Source organism: Trueperella sp. LYQ143 (genome assembly GCF_046599595.1).
GTDB lineage: Bacteria > Actinomycetota > Actinomycetes > Actinomycetales > Actinomycetaceae > Trueperella.
Genome location: NZ_JBKIWR010000001.1, coordinates 258,486 through 276,590, shown reverse-complemented (window position 1 = coordinate 276,590; position 18,105 = coordinate 258,486). Strand labels below are relative to the sequence as shown.

13 protein-coding genes are annotated in these 18,105 nt (G+C 54.1%); 9 read left to right on the top strand and 4 right to left on the bottom strand.

All coding sequences use genetic code 11. The annotated features are described in order from the left end of the window. Nucleotides 1–52: 52 nt before the first annotated feature. From ACLHIL_RS01020 to ACLHIL_RS01010, 3 genes are read right to left on the bottom strand one after another with little or no spacing between them, the layout of a single operon-like run. On the bottom strand, nucleotides 53–538 hold the full coding sequence (locus ACLHIL_RS01020) for a PTS glucose transporter subunit IIA (protein ID WP_411295999.1): 486 nt from the start codon (nucleotides 536–538) through the stop codon (nucleotides 53–55). Nucleotides 539–546: 8 nt separating this feature from the next. After that, entirely contained in the window at nucleotides 547–2,157 is a 1,611-nt protein-coding gene (gene nagE, locus ACLHIL_RS01015; protein ID WP_411295998.1) for an N-acetylglucosamine-specific PTS transporter subunit IIBC, read from the bottom strand. Then, a complete protein-coding gene (locus tag ACLHIL_RS01010; protein ID WP_411295997.1) occupies nucleotides 2,129–2,995 on the bottom strand; it encodes a PRD domain-containing protein in 867 nt (288 codons plus the stop codon). The genes nagE and ACLHIL_RS01010 overlap by 29 nt, the downstream gene beginning before the upstream one ends. Nucleotides 2,996–3,477: 482 nt before the next feature. Here ACLHIL_RS01010 and ACLHIL_RS01005 point away from each other — a divergent pair, with 482 nt between their 5' ends. The 6 genes from ACLHIL_RS01005 to ACLHIL_RS00980 all read left to right on the top strand — a co-directional run bounded on the left by ACLHIL_RS01005 (nucleotide 3,478) and on the right by ACLHIL_RS00980 (nucleotide 13,642). After that, nucleotides 3,478–6,768, top strand: a complete 3,291-nt coding sequence (locus tag ACLHIL_RS01005) for a hypothetical protein (protein WP_411295996.1) — start codon at nucleotides 3,478–3,480, stop codon at nucleotides 6,766–6,768. After that, nucleotides 6,768–9,128, top strand: coding sequence for a glycoside hydrolase family 36 protein (locus ACLHIL_RS01000; RefSeq protein WP_411295995.1), 2,361 nt, complete (start codon nucleotides 6,768–6,770; stop codon nucleotides 9,126–9,128). Before ACLHIL_RS01005 ends, ACLHIL_RS01000 begins: the two co-directional genes overlap by 1 nt. A gap of 54 nt (nucleotides 9,129–9,182) precedes the next feature. Then, nucleotides 9,183–10,535 (top strand): ABC transporter substrate-binding protein, encoded by a 1,353-nt coding sequence (locus ACLHIL_RS00995; RefSeq protein WP_411295994.1) that lies wholly within the window; start codon nucleotides 9,183–9,185, stop codon nucleotides 10,533–10,535. 94 nt (nucleotides 10,536–10,629) lie between these two features. Continuing rightward, nucleotides 10,630–11,604, top strand: coding sequence for a carbohydrate ABC transporter permease (locus ACLHIL_RS00990; RefSeq protein ID WP_411295993.1), 975 nt, complete (start codon nucleotides 10,630–10,632; stop codon nucleotides 11,602–11,604). Then, nucleotides 11,601–12,482 (top strand): carbohydrate ABC transporter permease, encoded by an 882-nt coding sequence (locus tag ACLHIL_RS00985; protein WP_411295992.1) that lies wholly within the window; start codon nucleotides 11,601–11,603, stop codon nucleotides 12,480–12,482. The genes ACLHIL_RS00990 and ACLHIL_RS00985 overlap by 4 nt, the downstream gene beginning before the upstream one ends. A 107-nt stretch (nucleotides 12,483–12,589) precedes the next feature. Further along, on the top strand, nucleotides 12,590–13,642 hold the full coding sequence (locus ACLHIL_RS00980; RefSeq protein ID WP_411295991.1) for a LacI family DNA-binding transcriptional regulator: 1,053 nt from the start codon (nucleotides 12,590–12,592) through the stop codon (nucleotides 13,640–13,642). Nucleotides 13,643–14,001: 359 nt separating this feature from the next. Here the strand turns inward: ACLHIL_RS00980 and ACLHIL_RS00975 are convergent, their stop codons facing one another. Beyond that, nucleotides 14,002–14,682 (bottom strand): uracil-DNA glycosylase, encoded by a 681-nt coding sequence (locus ACLHIL_RS00975; protein WP_411296006.1) that lies wholly within the window; start codon nucleotides 14,680–14,682, stop codon nucleotides 14,002–14,004. A gap of 71 nt (nucleotides 14,683–14,753) precedes the next feature. On the opposite strand from ACLHIL_RS00975, the gene ACLHIL_RS00970 reads away from it, so the two are divergent. The 3 genes from ACLHIL_RS00970 to groL all read left to right on the top strand — a co-directional run bounded on the left by ACLHIL_RS00970 (nucleotide 14,754) and on the right by groL (nucleotide 17,920). Then, nucleotides 14,754–15,041 (top strand): DUF3263 domain-containing protein, encoded by a 288-nt coding sequence (locus ACLHIL_RS00970; protein WP_411295990.1) that lies wholly within the window; start codon nucleotides 14,754–14,756, stop codon nucleotides 15,039–15,041. A gap of 9 nt (nucleotides 15,042–15,050) precedes the next feature. Continuing rightward, nucleotides 15,051–15,668, top strand: coding sequence for a LytR C-terminal domain-containing protein (locus tag ACLHIL_RS00965; protein ID WP_411295989.1), 618 nt, complete (start codon nucleotides 15,051–15,053; stop codon nucleotides 15,666–15,668). 632 nt (nucleotides 15,669–16,300) lie between these two features. Further along, nucleotides 16,301–17,920, top strand: a complete 1,620-nt coding sequence (gene groL / locus ACLHIL_RS00960; RefSeq protein WP_411295988.1) for a chaperonin GroEL — start codon at nucleotides 16,301–16,303, stop codon at nucleotides 17,918–17,920. Nucleotides 17,921–18,105 lie beyond the last annotated feature (185 nt).

The following is an 18,105-nucleotide window of genomic DNA, read 5'->3' as shown; positions in this document are numbered from 1 at the left end:
GAACGTGGTGGGTGCGAACGGCGATGCGTTCGCACCCACCACAGGTGATGAACTATGCCAGTTTCACCGTACACGCACAATCAGTGATAGCGCGCGCCGATGCGTCAACCGATACCGAATCAACTTGGCTCGGCTTGGTGCACACAATGGGCGTGATGAGGTTGTATCCGGCGGCGCGCACTTCATCCGCGGCAACACGGACGATCGGCGTACCGGCTTGGACCTCATCGCCGTCCTTGGCGAGTACGTCAAAACCTTTACCTTTGAGTTCAACAGTTTCAAGGCCGATGTGAACCAGCAGCTCTAAACCGTCGGTGCTAATCAATGTGAAGGCGTGCCCTGTATGGAACACCTTGTGTAGCTTGCCAGCAGTTGGAGCGCAGAACTCAATCGTCGCCTGATCAGCATCAGGTTCGACAGCGAATCCGTCTCCCAACATGCGGTCGGCAAAGATTGGGTCGGGGACTGCGTCGATACCGACCACTTTGCCCGAGCATGGCGGGTTCAGCGTGACCTTTTTCTTACCTAGTCCAAACACATTATCCCCTAGGCGGGCTGTTCACCCTGGAGGGCGACGGAGCTGTTCTGTAGCTGTGCGGCAACCTCGTCGTAGACGTACTGAACCTGTGGGCCAACAATGACCTGGACAGACTTCTGCGACGGGCGGATCACGCCAGCAACGCCGGTCTTCTTGATCTCGGCTTCCTTCACCGGCAGGTGATCCTTCACGGTCACACGCAGGCGGGTTGCGCAGTAATCAACAAGGTCGATGTTGGACGGACCACCCAGACCAGCGATGATGCGCTGAGCGATGGAGGTGTAATCCGAGTTGCCGGTCAGCACAGCCTGTGCCTCGCTGTCGAGATCCTCGCCGCGGCCAGGAGTCTTCAGGTTCAGGGCACCGATGAGGAAGTAGAACACGCAGAAGTAGATCGCAGCGAATACCACGCCCATAACGAGGAGCATGTACCACTGGTTGGCCAGCGGGTTGCGTGCCGAGAGCACCATATCCACCAAGCCTGCCGAGAAGCCGAATCCGGCTGTCCAGTGGAAAGCGGCCGCGACAGCAACGGCAATGCCGGTGAGCAGCGCGTGTACCAGGTAGAGCAGCGGAGCAACGAACATGAAGGCGAACTCGAGTGGCTCGGTAACGCCGGTGAAGATGGAAGCCAGAGCGCCAGCGAACATGAGCGAACCGACGACCTTCTTCTGGGTGGACTTGGCGCGCAGGAACATTGCCAAGGCGGCAGCCGGCAGACCGAACATCATAATCGGGAAGAAGCCAGCCTGGTAGCGGCCAACGAAACCGATAACCTCACAAGCGCCGTTTACCCACTGACCCGGGCAGGAAGCAGCGTCGGTAGCAACCTTAGCAGCAGCAATCGTCTCGCCGCCGTGGAGGAACTTGTTGATGTCATCAATGCCGATGACGTCGAACCAGAAGATGGAGTTCACTGCGTGGTGCAGACCCGTCGGAATCAACAGACGGTTAACGAAGCCGTAGATACCTGCGCCGAGTGGGCCCATGTTCTGGATCTTCTCACCCAAGGTGAACAGCAGGTTGTAGATGATCGGCCAGACGATGTAGAGAATACCGGATAGCACGATCGACAGCAGCGACGTCATAATCGGGACGAGGCGGCGGCCAGAGAAGAAGGCCAGGAAGTCTGGCAACTTCGTCTTGTGGAAGTGGTTGTAGACCCAGGCGGCAAGAATACCGACGAGGATACCGATAAGGACGTTCTTATCGTTGATCGCGTCCCAACCGTGAGCCTTCCAAGCGATGAGATCGTCGCCTTCGAGCTTGGTAACGTCAATGCCCTTATAGCCGGCGACGGTGCCTGCGCTAATGAGGAGCTTGACGGTTCCAAAACCAAGGAAACCAGACAGTGCGGCAGCGCCGTTGGAATCGCGCGCTAGACCGAAGGAAAGTGCGATAGCGAAGATCCATCCGAGGTTATCGAGAACGGCTCCGCCAGCCTTAATAAGAACGGCTGCGATAGCGCTGTTTGCGCCCCAGCCTTCGGGATCGATCCAGTAACCGACACCCATGAGGAGTGCGGCGACGGGCATCACAGCAACCGCGCCCATCATCGCCTTGCCAAATCGCTGCAAGGCCATCATTAGCTTATCTTTCACCATATGTCCTTTCGACATGTGACTCGTGTGTGGATTGACGCCAGCCATGGAAAAACATGGCAAGAAAAGCGGCCTCCCCTTGTGCTGCCATTGGCAACGTCGGTACGTTCAAAATTCGGCAGATGATCCGCCGAGCGATGGACATATCATCAGGGAGATCTCGTTCAATCGATAACCGTGCGTCATTCGTTCTCATATGCCCATTGCGCAACTGACGAATCAGTTGGGCAATATGAGTGAATAGGATGTTATCGACACTGCGGGCAGTGCCACTTTCCGTGAGCATAACGCCAATATCGTCAATGATCCGAGCAAGTTCGTTGGCTTGCTCGAGGGGCTGCTTGACCGCATCTCCAGTGCGCGCCGCTTTGAGGTGGAGCGCAATGAATCCGGCCTCAGACTCGGGAAGATCGAGATTGAGTCTGGCATTGACGAAGTGTAGTACCAGTTGGCCGGCCGCGTATTCCTCTGGGAAAACAGCTTTGATTTCCGAACAGAGAGTGTCGCGGATAACCTCGCCTGATCCGAGCCGCTGGGCGGCGAAGGCGAGATGGTCAGCAAGCAGTAGATATACCGAGGGCTGTAGATCCCCGAGGAGGTCGTTAGCGAAATCGACGGCGGCAGAGACAGTCTCTAATACCCTCGGATCGACGGACCGGATGACATCAAGGAATCTTTCCTGTTCGGAGCTTAGTTCAACATAGGATTGCTGGACTGTATCTACTGAGATCGAATCCCCTTCTCGGCGCCCAAAGCCGATGCCGCGGCCTACGACAACGCGTTCGCTGTCGTCTGCGCGCACCAGTAGCACGTTGTTGTTGAACACGCGCACTACGTGAAGACGTCTTTCGTCCACTCGGGCTCCTCTTTGAGCGACATTTGAGACGCAGCCTCGCACCGCGACCCTCATTCCGGTAACGCCTGAGTAATCAGTGACGCCCAACTTGTTTCGATCTGCCTTTAGCATAGGACGTTTGGGTTCGTTTTTCTAGAGGAAAAAGTAGTGTCGGCCATATTTTCGGAATTTGTTTCGATGCCGCGTGGGGTTATGGGCGCGATGTGCGGTAGATGTGCACGGCAGTTATAGATGGGGCTGCAGTGATCCGCGCCGAGTAGCTATAGGTAAGTAGAACTACCTAGATTTAGGCTAAGAAAACGTTATTATCATAGTTTCTTTTGCTGGAAACCATTATCTACTTTGCTTTATTTAGCAAAGATATTTTCAAAAAACTCTTTGAATGATAGCGTTATCATGTTAGGCTGTTGGCAGTGGGTAGCTCAATCTTGCTCAAAGTGGAGCTGGAGAAGAGAAACCTGAGCACGAGACGAGGAAGTCTGATGCGGATAGGCGAAAGATATAGAAAACTGCGTTGCAGTATTGCGCTAGGTGGGATTGCTCTTCTATGCGCCAATACCTTCGGATATGCGTATGCTCAACCGGCGGTGGAGAATCCGGCATCGCCGGAAGAATCGGGAGAAAAACCAGCCCAAGTTCTCACCGTGGATTATTCCCACCCCACCGGAGAATTCCGAGGTGGCGCAACCGGAACCTTGTATGGGCTTGGCTCAGGCGGTGCCCCAACGGAAGCAATTCTTGATGGGGCGCGAGTGGAAAACTCTGCACAAAAACCCGTATATGGTCGTCAACATCCTAGCGGCGATCCGCTTGTGATGGAAAAAGAATTCTTCAACAATGGCGGGGCAGAACTCGTCATATATATGCAGGATTACTATCCCGATTGGGCCTATAACGGTGGGCGGCGGCCAGAAGATACCCGCAGTTACGTCCTTGATGTTCCGGTGGACGATCCCAGATATGGGACGTATCAGGATCAGCCGAATGGGCGTTGGGACTATGACGAAGTGATAGAGCTAGTGATGAACCAGCTACTATCACAGACGCAAAATCCTGACCGCTACACGTTCCTACCATTCAATGAACCCGACGCTGGAAATTGGTATGCCTCCGATGACAATGCGGAAGCCCCAATTTTTGCGCATGTGTTCCTCGCAGATTGGGATAAAGCATTCCAGACCATCCAGCGCGTATGGCAACAGTATCGAAACCACGAAAAGCCCAATATATATCAGGCCTATCCGCATCAAGAGCATGCGCGTATTGCTGGACCAGGAGATGCGACCTGGCGTTCACATCGCACAGATGCTTTTCTGGCTCATACGGTCAATCATGGCACAGTTCCGGCGGTGTTCGTCTGGCATGAACTAGGGCGGGATTCACTGCGTGGGTATCAAGCGCACTACCAGGAATATCGGGCATTAGAAAAGAAGCATAACGTCGGCCCGCTGGCGATCAATATTACCGAGTATGGCGAACTGCGCGATATGGGAACGCCTGGGCAGCTCATCCAATGGCAGTCCATGTTTGAACAGACTAAAGTTCAAGCAGAAACTGCGTTTTGGAATTACGCCGGGAATCTTTCCGATAATATGGCGCGCGCTAATTCCCCTAATTCGGGCTGGTGGCAGTTCGCATGGTACGGCGATTTACGCGGGCAATATACCGTAGCGGTAACAGTGCCATATCCTTCAACGACGGATACTTTGCAGGCGATTGCGGCATTTGATGAGAAAAATAGGAAAGCGACGGTTTTGTACGGCGGGGCGACGCAAGCTCCGAATTCCGCAGAGGTTGCTAATACGGGTGCGAATATTCCTATCGCCATTGAGCTCAAGGGCTTAGCCGCAGTCGGGTTAGATACGAAAGTGGACGTTGAGATCCGAGAAAATGCCTTCACTGGCCCAGACGCAGTTGCTAACCCACCTCGAGTGATATACGCCGAATCAGGGGTCGACGCCAGTAGTGGCAGCATGACGGTTAAGACGACATCTGTTGATCGCTATGCCAGCTATCAACTCCTCGTCACTCCCCATCAGGATCGCGAACTGCTCACCGATAGTGCGCGCGGGCAGGAGAATCATGTCATTGAAGCAGAACATTTAGCCCTAGCAGGAGGTGCGCGCTCCTACGAGAAGCCGCCGCAAGCAGGAGGCTGGGATTTCTTCATGACATCCGGCAATGCTGATGTGGGTAGCTTCAAAACTGGCAGTACCGCCAGTTGGACGGTTCACATCGACACCCCTGGTCGGTATCGTCTCCAGGTCATCTCTGGTAATACTGGCGTGCCTGGGGTAAATACCCTGACGCTTGACGGTGCAGCGGCTGGTGTCGTCTCCTATGGTGCAGAATTAGCCATGAAAGGATCGGCAAAATGGCTATATCGCGGTGATGGCTGGGCAGATCTGAGCTTGCCTGCTGGGGAACATACCCTGGTTCTTCATGGCGATGACAATTTCGATAATACGCTCGATAAATTGTTCTTGTCGTACCTGGGGTCTCTAGATTCGCCGCGTACAGAGCACACAATATATCCGGCAAGTATTATGCGCCTGACGGAAAATGCAGCCTTGAACTACGCCGAACCGACGCGCGGATTCGCAGATATTTCTGCTGGGGCGGCACATGCTTTCGTGTTGGCGTGGGAGTGCGGGATGCATGAAGTGGAAATAACCTACTATGCGATTTCTGGCTCGCACCTTGACGTGAAGCTCAATGATGTTGCCATTGCCGATATTCCAGTACGAGAAAGCGGATTACAGTCAACGACGCTTCGACTAGGGCTGGCCGAAGGGATAAACAAAATTTCGTTAACTGGAAACGGGATTCGCCTGCGCGATGTGCAGACGTGGCGGGCTCAAGCAGGCAATGTGGTCGCGGTGGAGGCTGAAGATCTTCAGCTTTCTGGTGGAGCACATGTGGTTACTGACAGTCGATCCAATGCGGTAGGGCAGCGTTATGTCGTTGGGCTGGGCAATCAGTTTGAGACGCAGGAAAGTGGTCCAGCAGGTTTCGGTGATCCTACCCGAGTGGTGGTACGCGATTCGCGCAATACGCCGTCGGTACGAACAGATCAGCCTGGAACACTGACGATTCCAGCGGGTGTAGTGCCAGCCGGTCGATATCATGTGGCGATTCGATTCTCCAATGATGCCTTTATTGGGCGGCATGATTACAACCCGCAAGTTGTTGATCTGGGCCTGCAACTGCGCTGTGGTGAGCGCGAATGTGGTCGAGGTGCATTCCGATACACCTATTCTGATCTGAATTTCATGAACCGATCCGTCATGGTTGAAACTGACGAACATCCGATCACCGTCGGCAATTGGGATCCGGCTGGGACGGGAGCAGGTGCAGTGTCCTGGGGAGTGGCGCCAAATATCGACCGTTTAGTGTTCTATCCGGCGGTTGACGGGCAGCCGATAACGCGCATGTTACTGCCGGATAACCCGCCGCAACCAGCACCGGAACCTGACCCGAACCAGCCGGGCGGATCGCATGTGCCGGTTGCTCCGAACCAACCAGCCAATCCAGGGCATACTGTTCCGCCTGTGAACCCGAGTCCAACGCATCCGGGGTCAACGCCTGATGGATCGGTTAACGCGCCACATTTTACTGGTGCGCACTCGCCAACTTTGGCGGCGATGCCACATACCGGAGCGTCAACAATAGGTCTGGGAATTAGCGCAGCGATGTTCATTGCGCTTGGCAGCTGCTTGGCATATTGGGGCACACGGCAGCCGCGTCATCGTATAGCGCAGGAGCGAGTCTGATGATGAAGCAGGGAACACAGGATCGAGACGAGAGACGAGACAAAACCATGCAATCGAGATTGACCTGGGGAAACGAGCATATCCAACTGGAGTTTACCTGGGGTAGCGCACAGCCAGTTTTCTGTTCTGCGATAAGCGCCGATGGGGTAGAGCTGGGCCTCGATGGAGCGATTCCGGTAGTCGAAATACTGTGTTCGCATACGGAGCGGTGGCACGTCAGTGATCGCCTAGTGCATACCGAGATAGGAGCAGCACTACGGTATCGCAGCCATATAACGTATCACCAACAATTAGCGAACGGGGTAGAAGTTGATGTTCTCGTCTTGTCACTCGCAGCCGAGGATTATCAGATAGAAGCAGATCTCACCCTGACCCTGCCGAGTGAATGTGCCATGTTCCGAGCCGAAACGGCGGTATATAACCGTGGGCGGCAAGATATTGCTGTGGAGTCGGTGACGAGTTGGTGCTCAACGATTGGGGCGGGTAGCCACTGCGGTGAAGTGAAAGAAGCCGAGGCGCGTCAAGGTAATTCGGCATGGGCTACTGCGTGGTCAGTTATTGAGGGCAAATTCGATTGGCTCGCTGAAGGGCGCTGGCAGGAACGAAAGCTGACAGATCTTTTTCCGGCACTGAGCAACGATATGACCGGACGCTATCCGCGGGGGTCATACCATGTATCTTCCAGTAGTACGTGGTCAACTGCGGCGGCGGCGCCAATGTTTATGCTGGAGGCGTCGCCGCGGTTCGACGCTTTAACCGAGCAGCTCAGACAGATGGCAGACGGCCAGATAAAATCCGCAGGGCAGTTCGCAGAATCCAGAACTCGGCTAACGGCAGGTACCGAGTGCCAAGATCAAGGCGGGCCGGTTTGGGTTGCACAGATCGAACACTCCGGACCGTGGCGTTGGGAGATCGGCGACTTAGGCACCGACGGATATTTTGCACTCGCTGGCCCTAATCAGCTCAATCATTCCTGGATGCATATCCTCGCCCCGGAGGAAAGTTTTACGTCAGTGCCGGTATCCGTCGGTATTGCTGCCAACCGTTATGCGGCAATGCGTGAGCTGACGACATATCGCCGCAATATGCGTGAGCGAGGGAGTAAAAAAGCCTACCCGCGCGTCATCTTTAACGACTATATGAATACGATTAACGGCGATCCCACGACGGCCGCGCTCATGCCGTTAGTGCAGGCAGCCGGTGAGGTTGGCTGCGACGTCTTCGTTATGGATTGTGGATGGTATGCCGATGATGGCGACTGGTGGGATACCGTCGGGCAGTGGATTCCATCTCGGTGGCGCTTCCCCGGAAAAAATGGCTTACGTGAAGTCACAGATGCCATTCGCCGCGCAGGAATGATACCAGGGCTTTGGATAGAACCAGACGTGGTTGGGGTAAATAGCCCTATCGCGCATACTCTGCCCGATTCCGCGTTCTTGCAACGTAGTGGGCGGCGGATTGTAGAGCAGGGTCGGTACCAATTCGATTTTCGCAGTGACGTCACTCAGCAATACATGCGCCAAGCCGTTGAGCGACTCATTGCTGACTTCGATATTGGATACTTCAAATTTGATTACAACGTGACGGCGGGTGTGGGCACGGATTATCAGGCAGATTCGCTCGGCGATGGATTATTGGAGCACGTGCGCGCCTACTATCACTGGTTATCGGCTTTGCGCCAAGACCATCCAGAGCTGATGATCGAAAACTGCGCCTCGGGCGGTATGCGGCAAGATTTTGGCGTGACCTCTCGCACTGATGTGCAATCAACCTCCGATCAGCAAGATTGGCGGTTATATCCGCCGATCACTGCCAGTGCGGCGATGCTTGTTCCCCCAGAACAGGCAGGTAACTGGGCATACCCGCATGAACACATGGATCGTGAGACGTTTGCTTTTGCGACATCGGCAACTCTACTAGGGAATTTTTATCTTTCCGGATATATCAATCGGATGGAGCATTGGCAGCGAGATATGCTCCGTCAGGCGATGGACGCCTACCGAGGCTGGATCCGCCCCCTCATTGGACAGTCGTACCCCTGGTGGCCGCTGGGATTGCCGTGCTGGGATTCAGATGTTGTGGCCTACGGATTAGCAGATGGTCGCACATACGTATTAACAGTATGGGCGCGTCAGAGTGAACGCGAGGAAATCGTCATCGCACCACCGAACTTTGTCGGTGAGCAATATCAGGTTCATACGGTCTTTCCATCCGGGCCCGATCTCTCACAGTGGGATGTTGAGGTTCGGGCAGATGGGCTGCACATCCGACTTCCACGTCGGTGCTATGCCGCCCGTACCTTTGCTATTACGGTGAAAGGAGAGGACGGCACATTCTTAGCTGACACGCCGGTGTGTTAGCTCATTCCTGACGACGGGTAATAACGCAGATTGTCATTGAAGAAAGGTATGTCAATGAAGATATCCACGAAACGACTTGTGGCTGCAGGTGCTGCACTGGCCACATGTTTTGGCCTTGCAGCATGTTCGAATCCGGCTGCCGATCCAGGAGCTGGCGGGGCAGATCCCTCCGAAGCGGGCTATTGGCCTGAACCAACAGCGAAGTTGGATGGCGTTGAGCTGGATCTGTGGGTGGCACAAAACTCGAATAAGGTCCCGCTGAAAGTCGTTGCAGACTTTGAGGAAAAGACGGGTGCGAAGATTAACGTCACCACAATTCCTGATCCATACGAGCAAAACATTCAAACGAAAGTGACGACGGGAGATACGCCAGATCTGGCGTTCTGGCAGCCGACGCAATCCATGTTGAGTGGTTTTATTGCGCAAAACAAGCTGCAGAAGCTCGATAATGCGCCCTGGGTTGATAACTACACGCCAGGAATTGCTGATTCTGGTGGTGTGGTGAATGGGACGCGCTATGCCGCCATTATTTCCACCCCGCCGGTGATGGGTGTTTTCTACAATAAGAAGGTCTTTGAAGCCGCTGGTATCACCAAGACTCCGGGGAGCTGGAATGAGTTTGTCCAGACGGCTGAGAAGATTCGCGATGCAAAGGTACCCGGTGTGGAATCGCCGCTGTTTGAGATGGGCGGTTCGCGTTGGGGAACCCAATACGCTGTTCAGATCCAGTTAGCTGAGGCAGCTCGAGATGGCTTGTGGGATCGAGTCAATAAGGCAGAAGAGAAATTCTCAGACGCGACGATCCAGGGTGCAGTCAACAATTACAAGGCATTGTTCGATCAAGGCTTGTATAACTCGAATGCCGGATCGGCAAAGGATATTGATGAAGCCACGGCATTATGGGAAGGTCGCACCGGCATGATCGTCTGCGTGAACTCTCTGTTCAACCAGATTGCGGCAATGGCCCATAACGATAAAGCGGCTTTGGATGAGAAGATTGGTTTCTTCCCGCTTTCGGCACAGGGGACGATCGGGACGGTTATTCCAGAGCAAAACAATTCGGTGGTTGCCTTCAAGACGGGTGATGAGCAGCGAGAAGCTGCTGCTCGGCAATTCCTCAATTTCTGGATGACGACGGATTATCAGAACTTCGTTCAGGATCAGTCAATCATCTCTGTTATTAAGGATGTCCCCTCGCCGGCAACCGTACCGCAGGCCTTGGTTGATTCGGCTGCAGCGATCAACAACTCGGTTGGCTCTATGCAATCCTTAGCTATCGCTAACCCAGATTTGTATATCAATCTTGCGGATATGATTAACGGAACCAAGACGCCGCAAGATGTCACTCGCGCTACCCAAGAGCAATTTGCCAACTTGGCGAAAGCTCAGGGAGCGGAAGGTTTCTAAAAGGTGCATCGGCGCACATCGTTGGGAGCGTCTGTGAATATGCAGGCTATGCCACGGGTGCGCCGATGATCCGACCACGATGAGGACCTAACAAATGGCGTATAACACGAACACTGTGACGGAGCCTGCCGTCCATGAGGGAGATAGCGTGCCGCGGGTGCTCTCTGCTAGGGCGCGGCGTCGGGAACAGTCACCGGCATTGCTGTATAAAGGCTATCCGCTGAGATTCCTGATTCCGGCGCTGAGCGTGCTCCTTATTTTCTTCTTCATTCCCACGGTAATGAACCTGGCCTATGCTTTCACGAACTGGTCAGCTTACTCTACGACGATTCGTTTCAATGGTTTCGATAATTTCGTAACGCTATTCCGTGATGGGACGCTGCTTCGGGATCTGCGGGTCACGATTGTGTATGCGGTGCTCGTCGCGATATTCCAAAATGGATTCGGCTTGGCGCTGGCAGTGTTCCTGGAACGAGATACTCGGCTCAATCGCTTTGCGCGCGTCATGTTCTTTGTTCCGGTGATTATGTCGGCCCTCGCGGTGGGGTATATCTGGCAGGCAGTTCTTAAGACAGATGGTGCGTTAAACCAGATTCTCTCCGTATTATGCGGGCGTGATATTCACGTCGAATGGCTGGGATCAACAACCTGGACGATTGTAGTTGTTGCAGCGATTCATGGGTGGAAGTGGATGGGCTTAGCTATGCTCGTCTTTCTTGCAGGTTTGAAGACGATTGATCCTGACGTTTTGGAAGCGGCACGTATCGACGGAGCCTCACCGTGGCAGCTCTTTTGGCGTATCAAGTTCCCCTTGCTCGCACCAGCTTTTACCTTTAATGTTGCCACCTCGCTACTCGGATCAATGAATGGCTTTGATATTGTGCAAGCAACCACGGAGGGCGCTCCAGGTGGCACGACGGAAATTATCAACCTCTTTATCTGGCGAACCTTTGGGCAAGGTTTGTACTCGCAATCAACGACGATGAGCCTGGTGCTCTTCCTCCTCGTCATGCTTATGGCGATTCCGCTGATCTGGTATTTACGCCGTAGGGAGGCAAAGATCCTATGACCGCATTGAGTTTTGATGGTGTGCGCACAAATGATCGCGTCGGGCGCGGGCGTAACTATTCCCGATTGCGAGAAACCCTACATGCTCTGGCAGTAATCCTCGTTCTGATGGTCTTATTGGGTATTCCTTTCTGGCTGTTGATTATCACTGCGGCGAAGAATCAAGGCGAAGCGATTAATCCGTCAATGAGTTTGCCGTCCTCGTGGCATTTGCTGGAGAATTTTGCCACTGTGCTGACGGATGGCGAGATGATTAAGGCGTTCTTCGGTTCGGTGCTGGTAGCTGTTCCGTCAGTATTTTTGGCGCTGTTGTTTGGCTCAATGGCTTCATGGGTGCTTGCTCGGCGTACCACGCGACCAATGGCATTTCTCTATGCGCTGTGTATTTCCGGTTTGATCCTGCCGCCGGCAGTAGTGACCGTCATGATGCTGCTGAAGATGATCGGTCTGGCTGGCACTGCCCCGGGGATGATCTGCGTGTATGTGGGGATTTATCTTTCGACGGTTATCTTTTTCGTCACGGGGTTTATTCGCACGATTCCTATTTCTTTGGAGGAGGCGGCGCGAATTGATGGCGCGAAGCCGGCGCGCATTTTCTTCACAATTATTTTGCCTTTGTTAGGGCCGACTTTAGCAACGGCAACTATCTTGGTCACGTTGTATATCTGGAATGACGTGTTCTACTCGCTGTTCATTCTTTCTGGCAAGATGGATCTGTTGCCGTTGAATTTGTATAACGTCGCATCTGCGGGGTTGTACCTGAATAACTGGCATCTGATTTTCGCGTACATCATTTTGATGAGTTTGCCGCTCTTAGGGATTTTTGCTTTCACGCAACGACGGATTATCTCTGGAATTACTGGAGGGGCCGTCAAGTAGGGAATTCTGTGTGCTCATCGGCGTGGTAGTGTTGGCGCGATGTAGGCCTATCGCGTCGGTGACTGCAGAAAACGATAGGTGTTGTTGGTAGGTAAAGGACATAATCTGTGACTTCCTCTCAGGCCCGTCAGCGTCCGCCCTCTATTAAAGATGTGGCGGCACTTGCTCGCGTCTCCGTTCCGACAGTCTCTCGGTATTTGAATGATCGGTGGAAGGTAAGCGAGGAAAAGTGCCAGCAGATAGCAAAAGCGATCGACATGTTGGGTTATCGTCCGAGCCCGATTGCCCGTGCGTTGGTTCGAGAGCGCACAAGTTTTGTTACGGTACTGTGCGCAAATACCACCTTGTTTGGGCAATCGGAAACCCTGCATGGGATTGAAGAGCAGGCACAAGAATCGGGCTACAGCTTGAATATTGCCATGTTGGCGGGTAGCTCTCGTAGTGAGGTGCGAACGTCTGTGCAGTCTGCCTTGGATCACAATCCGGCTGGGGTTATTTTGCTTAATTATGACGAACTGAGTAGCCATGCGTTTTCGGTGCTGCCTGACGGTTTGCCGGTTGTGATGATTGCTGGGCAACGCACGGAGGATGTTGCCCAGATTTCGATGTGTGAGAACGTCGGGGGATATGACGTGACGCGGCATCTTTTGGATCTGGGGCATCGCAGTGTTGTCCATATTTCTATTCCTGGTGGAGTCGGTGGGTATAGCCGCCTCACTGGATGGAAGCGGGCGCTCCAGGAGGCGGGGATTTATCAGCCGGAGCCGATTATGGCCAGCTGGGATCCGGCTAGTGGCAGGGAGATTGGCCGACGATTGGCGGAAGATCCGCACGTGACGGCAATTTTTGCTGGCAATGACGAGATCGCGATGGGTGTTATTCGCGGGCTGAGTGATATGGGTAGGCGCGTTCCGCAGGACGTGTCGGTTGTGGGTTTTGACGATCATCCTATTGCGCGGGTGTGGAATCCGGCGTTGACGACGTTACGGCAGGATTTCCGACAGGCTGGTCGGCGGGCTTTCACCATGTTGACTGACAAAATTGATGACATTGATGCAGGGCGTGGGCGAACGGAAAACTGGACGAAGTATGTGGAGATTCCAGGGGAATTGATAGTCCGTGAATCTACCGCTTGCCCGCCTGCAGGCAGAGATAGGTAATTGGGCAAAGATAGGTAATATTGCCAGAATCTTTCTGGCGGTTGAGGACGCGAGCTATTTGCGGTGGTGAACCAAAAATAATAGCGATGGCATAGTGAAATCTGTTGTTTACGCGTGCGCGGATACTGAGGAGGGCGCGGCTTCTTCTTTGTGATAGAGGTGCGGGCGTGCAGTTTTAGGGCTCACTGGTGAGGGCGGTGCTTTACTGAGCGGAGTTGGTAGCGGCTGCTATTGCAGTGGTCCGCGCCAGTTTTCGGTCACTGCCAGGGATATTGCCCCTTTATCTTTATGGAATACGGTCGCGAGCTGACGAATAGTGGGATGTGAGGATAAAGGATAAGGGAACGGACAGCCGAGGATTACGTCAGTGACCAGTCAATTGGGGTGGCTCCTTGTTCGATGAGTCGAGCATTGGCTTGGGAGAAGGGGCGCGAGCCGAAAAAGCCACGACTGGCTGATAGCGGAGAAGGATGCGGGGAGACGATCAGCGGTGTTGAGCCAAGTAGTGGCGCGAGTTCTTGTGCGTGCCGCCCCCATAGGATGGCAACCAGCGGTTGGTGGCGTTGCGCGAGTACGCGAATGGCATGGTCAGTGATGGCTTCCCAGCCTTTTCCTCGATGAGAGGCAGGCTGACCAGGTGTGACGGTGAGAACTCGATTTAGCAGCATGACGCCGCGTTCGCACCAGGGAGTCAGATCGCCGTTGGTAGGCGGGGTTATGCCGAGGTCGTCATGTAATTCTTGATAGATATTTGCCAAAGAACGGGGAATGGGCTGCACGTCTGGTGCTACGCAGAACGATAGCCCGACGGGATGACCAGGAGTGGGGTAGGGATCTTGACCGACGATCAGGACACGAACCTGCTCGAAAGGATAGGTGAAGGCGCGTAAAACGTCGGTGCCACGGGGAAGATAGCCACGGTGTGCGGCATTTTCAGCGCGGAGAAAATCTCCCATTGCGCGTATGGCAGGCTCGACGGGGGCAAGGGCACGCGCCCAACCAGGATCGATAATTTCGCTCAGTGGCTTCATAGGTTTCAGCTTAGTGGGTAGAGCGTGGGTGTTGCGAGGGGGAGAAAAATTCTTGTTGTGGCTAGTCGTACAATAGGGCTATGGGAAAAGCTGAGGAGGGTAACGAGCCGATTCGTGAACGTGGTTTAACCGAACGCGAGGAGCAGATTCTCGCTTTTGAGCGTCGGTGGTGGGCCAGCGGAAAAGGGAATCGGGAACGCCAGATCCGCACTCAGTTGAAGATGACTCCAGTTCAGTACTATTTACATTTGTCGCGCATGTTGGAATCAGAGCGGGTATGGCAGGCAGATCCGGCGTTGGTGGGCCGTCTGCGAAATATGCGCGATGCCTGGCTCGATGAATGCACACCTCGGGCTGCTTCGCGGTAGGCTAGGGGCGTGGCTCAGAAATATCCTCAAGACGAATTTGATCTTCTCGCGGCTGATTTAACAGTTCGCGGGGCGCATCGTAAACCGCGTGGGGCGCGCTCATGGGTTTTGGCAGTAATCGCTATCTTGATTCTTGCTCCCTTGTGTGGCGTGCTTATTCATCATCTGGTTAGCGGAAACTCGGCAAATGTTGCGCAATCTTCTGAGACGGAGCAATCGGCGTCAACACCAAACGATGCCAATGGGCAAAATGCACCTGCTGATCCGAATGCTGCAGGCGGTCAGGCTGATCCGAATGTTCAACCGCAGGGGCAAGCGGCTCCGGCGCCGCAGCAGCCTGCCCCTGAGCCAGATAAGCAATTGCATGTTGTGGTGCTTAATGCCCGTGGGGAGACGGGGCTTGCTGCCCGAAATGCGAATACCTTAGCTCAGGCGGGGATGCCGAATATCACGGCCGCTGATTGGCGTGGAGGGGCTGAGCCAGCACAATCGACTGTTTTGTATGCGGATCCCGCTCATGAGGTGACGGCCAAATTTGTGGCTCAGACGTTGGGGATTTCCCAGGTGAGCGCTGATCAGGAATTGGTCAATGCGTACCAGGTCGCCATTGTTGTTGTGCTTCGTTAAGGGATTATCTGCGCTGCTTGGTTGCTACGTGCGCGCGGATGGGGCCTGGCACTGTTTAGTTCTCGGTTCGAGGATAGGTTTGCTTTTGTGCTAGCAACTTCGTCGTATCTTTTGCCGGTGCGTCAGTAGTGTATTGAGGTGTCCGTCGGAAAATAGCGGGAAATGAGTGCCTCTCGTTGGCGGAAATATTCAAGTTTAGCTTCGTGGCGTTTGGGATGTCGGCGTGTTGTTGGCATCGGGCAGGTTACTGGATTGCGTAGTGCTGTTGGATGGGCGGATTCGTGCGTGGTAGCCGGTTAGGATGTGCCTTTTATGCTGCGGCGTGTTCGGTGTCGTGGATGGGTGTGCGAGGATAGATCGCCGCGCGAGAGCTGAAGTGCTATCAGGGAATAAAAGTTGACCATATATGGCTCAACTTTTGCCGGCGGTGAAATGTTGGATTGCTCTGTGGAAAGAATTTGCACTCACGTGCTCCGAGTGCCAGAATCATTATTGGCACTCTTGAACTGAGAGTGATAATTCTACGGTCGATGAGGTGCGTCTTTCGCTGAGATAGGAACGGTGAAATACGTATCGTCCGTCGCGGGCATCGGCTGATGAACCAACCACTAATGTGGAGGAACAGAAAACGCATGGCAAAGATTATTCACTTTGATGAAGAAGCGCGCCGCGGTATGGAGCGAGGTCTCGATATCCTCGCCAACACGGTTAAGGTTACGCTTGGCCCGAAGGGTCGCAATGTTGTTCTCGATAAGCAGTGGGGCGCTCCCAACATCACAAACGATGGTGTCTCTATTGCTAAAGAAATTGAGCTGGAAGATCCCTTTGAGTCTATCGGCGCCGAACTGGTCAAAGAAGTTGCCAAGAAGACGGATGATGTCGCTGGCGATGGTACGACGACGGCAACCGTCCTCGCTCAGGCCCTCGTAAAGGAAGGTCTGCGCAATGTTGTGGCCGGGGCAAACCCGATCGCGCTGCGTAAGGGCATTGATCTTGCGGTGGATGCCGTGGTTAAGCAGCTCCTGCAGAACGCTAAAGAAGTAGAGACGGAAGATGAAATCGCGGCGACGGCTGCTATCTCTGCCGGCGATAAGGAAATCGGCGAACTGATCGCTGAAGCGCTGGAAAAGGTGGGCAAGGAAGGCGTCGTTACCGTCGAAGAGTCCAACACCTTCGGTACTCAGCTTGAACTGACGGAAGGTATGTCGTTCGATAAGGGCTACCTCTCCCCGTACTTCGTCACGGATCCAGAGCGCCAGGAAGTTGTGCTCGAAGATGCCTACATCCTGCTCGTCGAATCCAAGATCTCGAACCTGAAGGATATGCTCCCGCTGCTGGAGAAGATCATGAAGACGGGCAAGCCGCTCGTCGTTATCGCGGAAGATATTGAAGGCGAAGCCCTCGCTGGCTTGGTAGTGAACAAGCTGCGCGGCATTTTGAAGTCGGCCGCCGTGAAGGCTCCGGGCTTCGGTGATCGTCGTAAGGAAATGCTCCAGGATATGGCAGTTCTGACGGGCGGTCAGGTTATTTCGGAAACGGTTGGTCTGAAGCTGGAGAACGCCGATATTCCGATGTTGGGTCAGGCTCGCAAGGTGGTTATGACGAAAGACGCCACCACGATTGTGGAGGGCGCAGGCACGGCAGAGGATATTCAGGGTCGCGTTTCCACGATTCGCGCTCAGATCGAGAAGTCCACGTCGGATTATGACCGCGAGAAGCTCCAAGAGCGTTTGGCGAAGCTCGCTGGCGGTGTAGCTGTCATCAAGTCTGGTGCGGCAACCGAAGTTGAGTTGAAGGAACGCAAGCAGCGCATTGAGGATGCGGTTCTCAACGCCAAGGCAGCTATTGAGGAAGGTATCGTCGCTGGTGGTGGCGTTGCTCTTCTGCAGGCTGCGGATGAAGTGTTTAAGAACCTGAGCCTGGAAGGCGATGAGGCTACTGGTGCCTCGATCGTTCGCGTGGCAGTGGAAGCACCGCTCAAGCAGATCGCAGAAAATGCTGGTCTGGAAGGCGGAGTTGTGGCGGAAAAGGTCCGTTCGCTTCCGGCTGGTCAGGGTCTAAACGCTGCGACGGGCGAGTATGAAGATCTCCTTGCCGCTGGTATTGCTGATCCGGTGAAGGTGACCCGCTCGGCACTGCAGAATGCTGCCTCAATTGCTGGCCTCTTCCTCACGACGGAAGCAGTCGTTGCCAATAAGCCAGAGCCGAAGTCGAATGAGGCTGATCCGGCTGCCGCAGGTGGCATGTACTAAAACACATCTACTGTTGTAAAACAACGGTGGAACATCGGGGCGCGCTGCGATTACGTGCAGCGCGCCCCGATACATTCTTTTATGCGGGAATACCTGGCACGGTAACAATGTGAATGGCAAGGCTATGTGGCTGGAAAAATTGGGAGTGTAGATTTTCGGCTACGTAGACCCTACAGCTCGCCTTT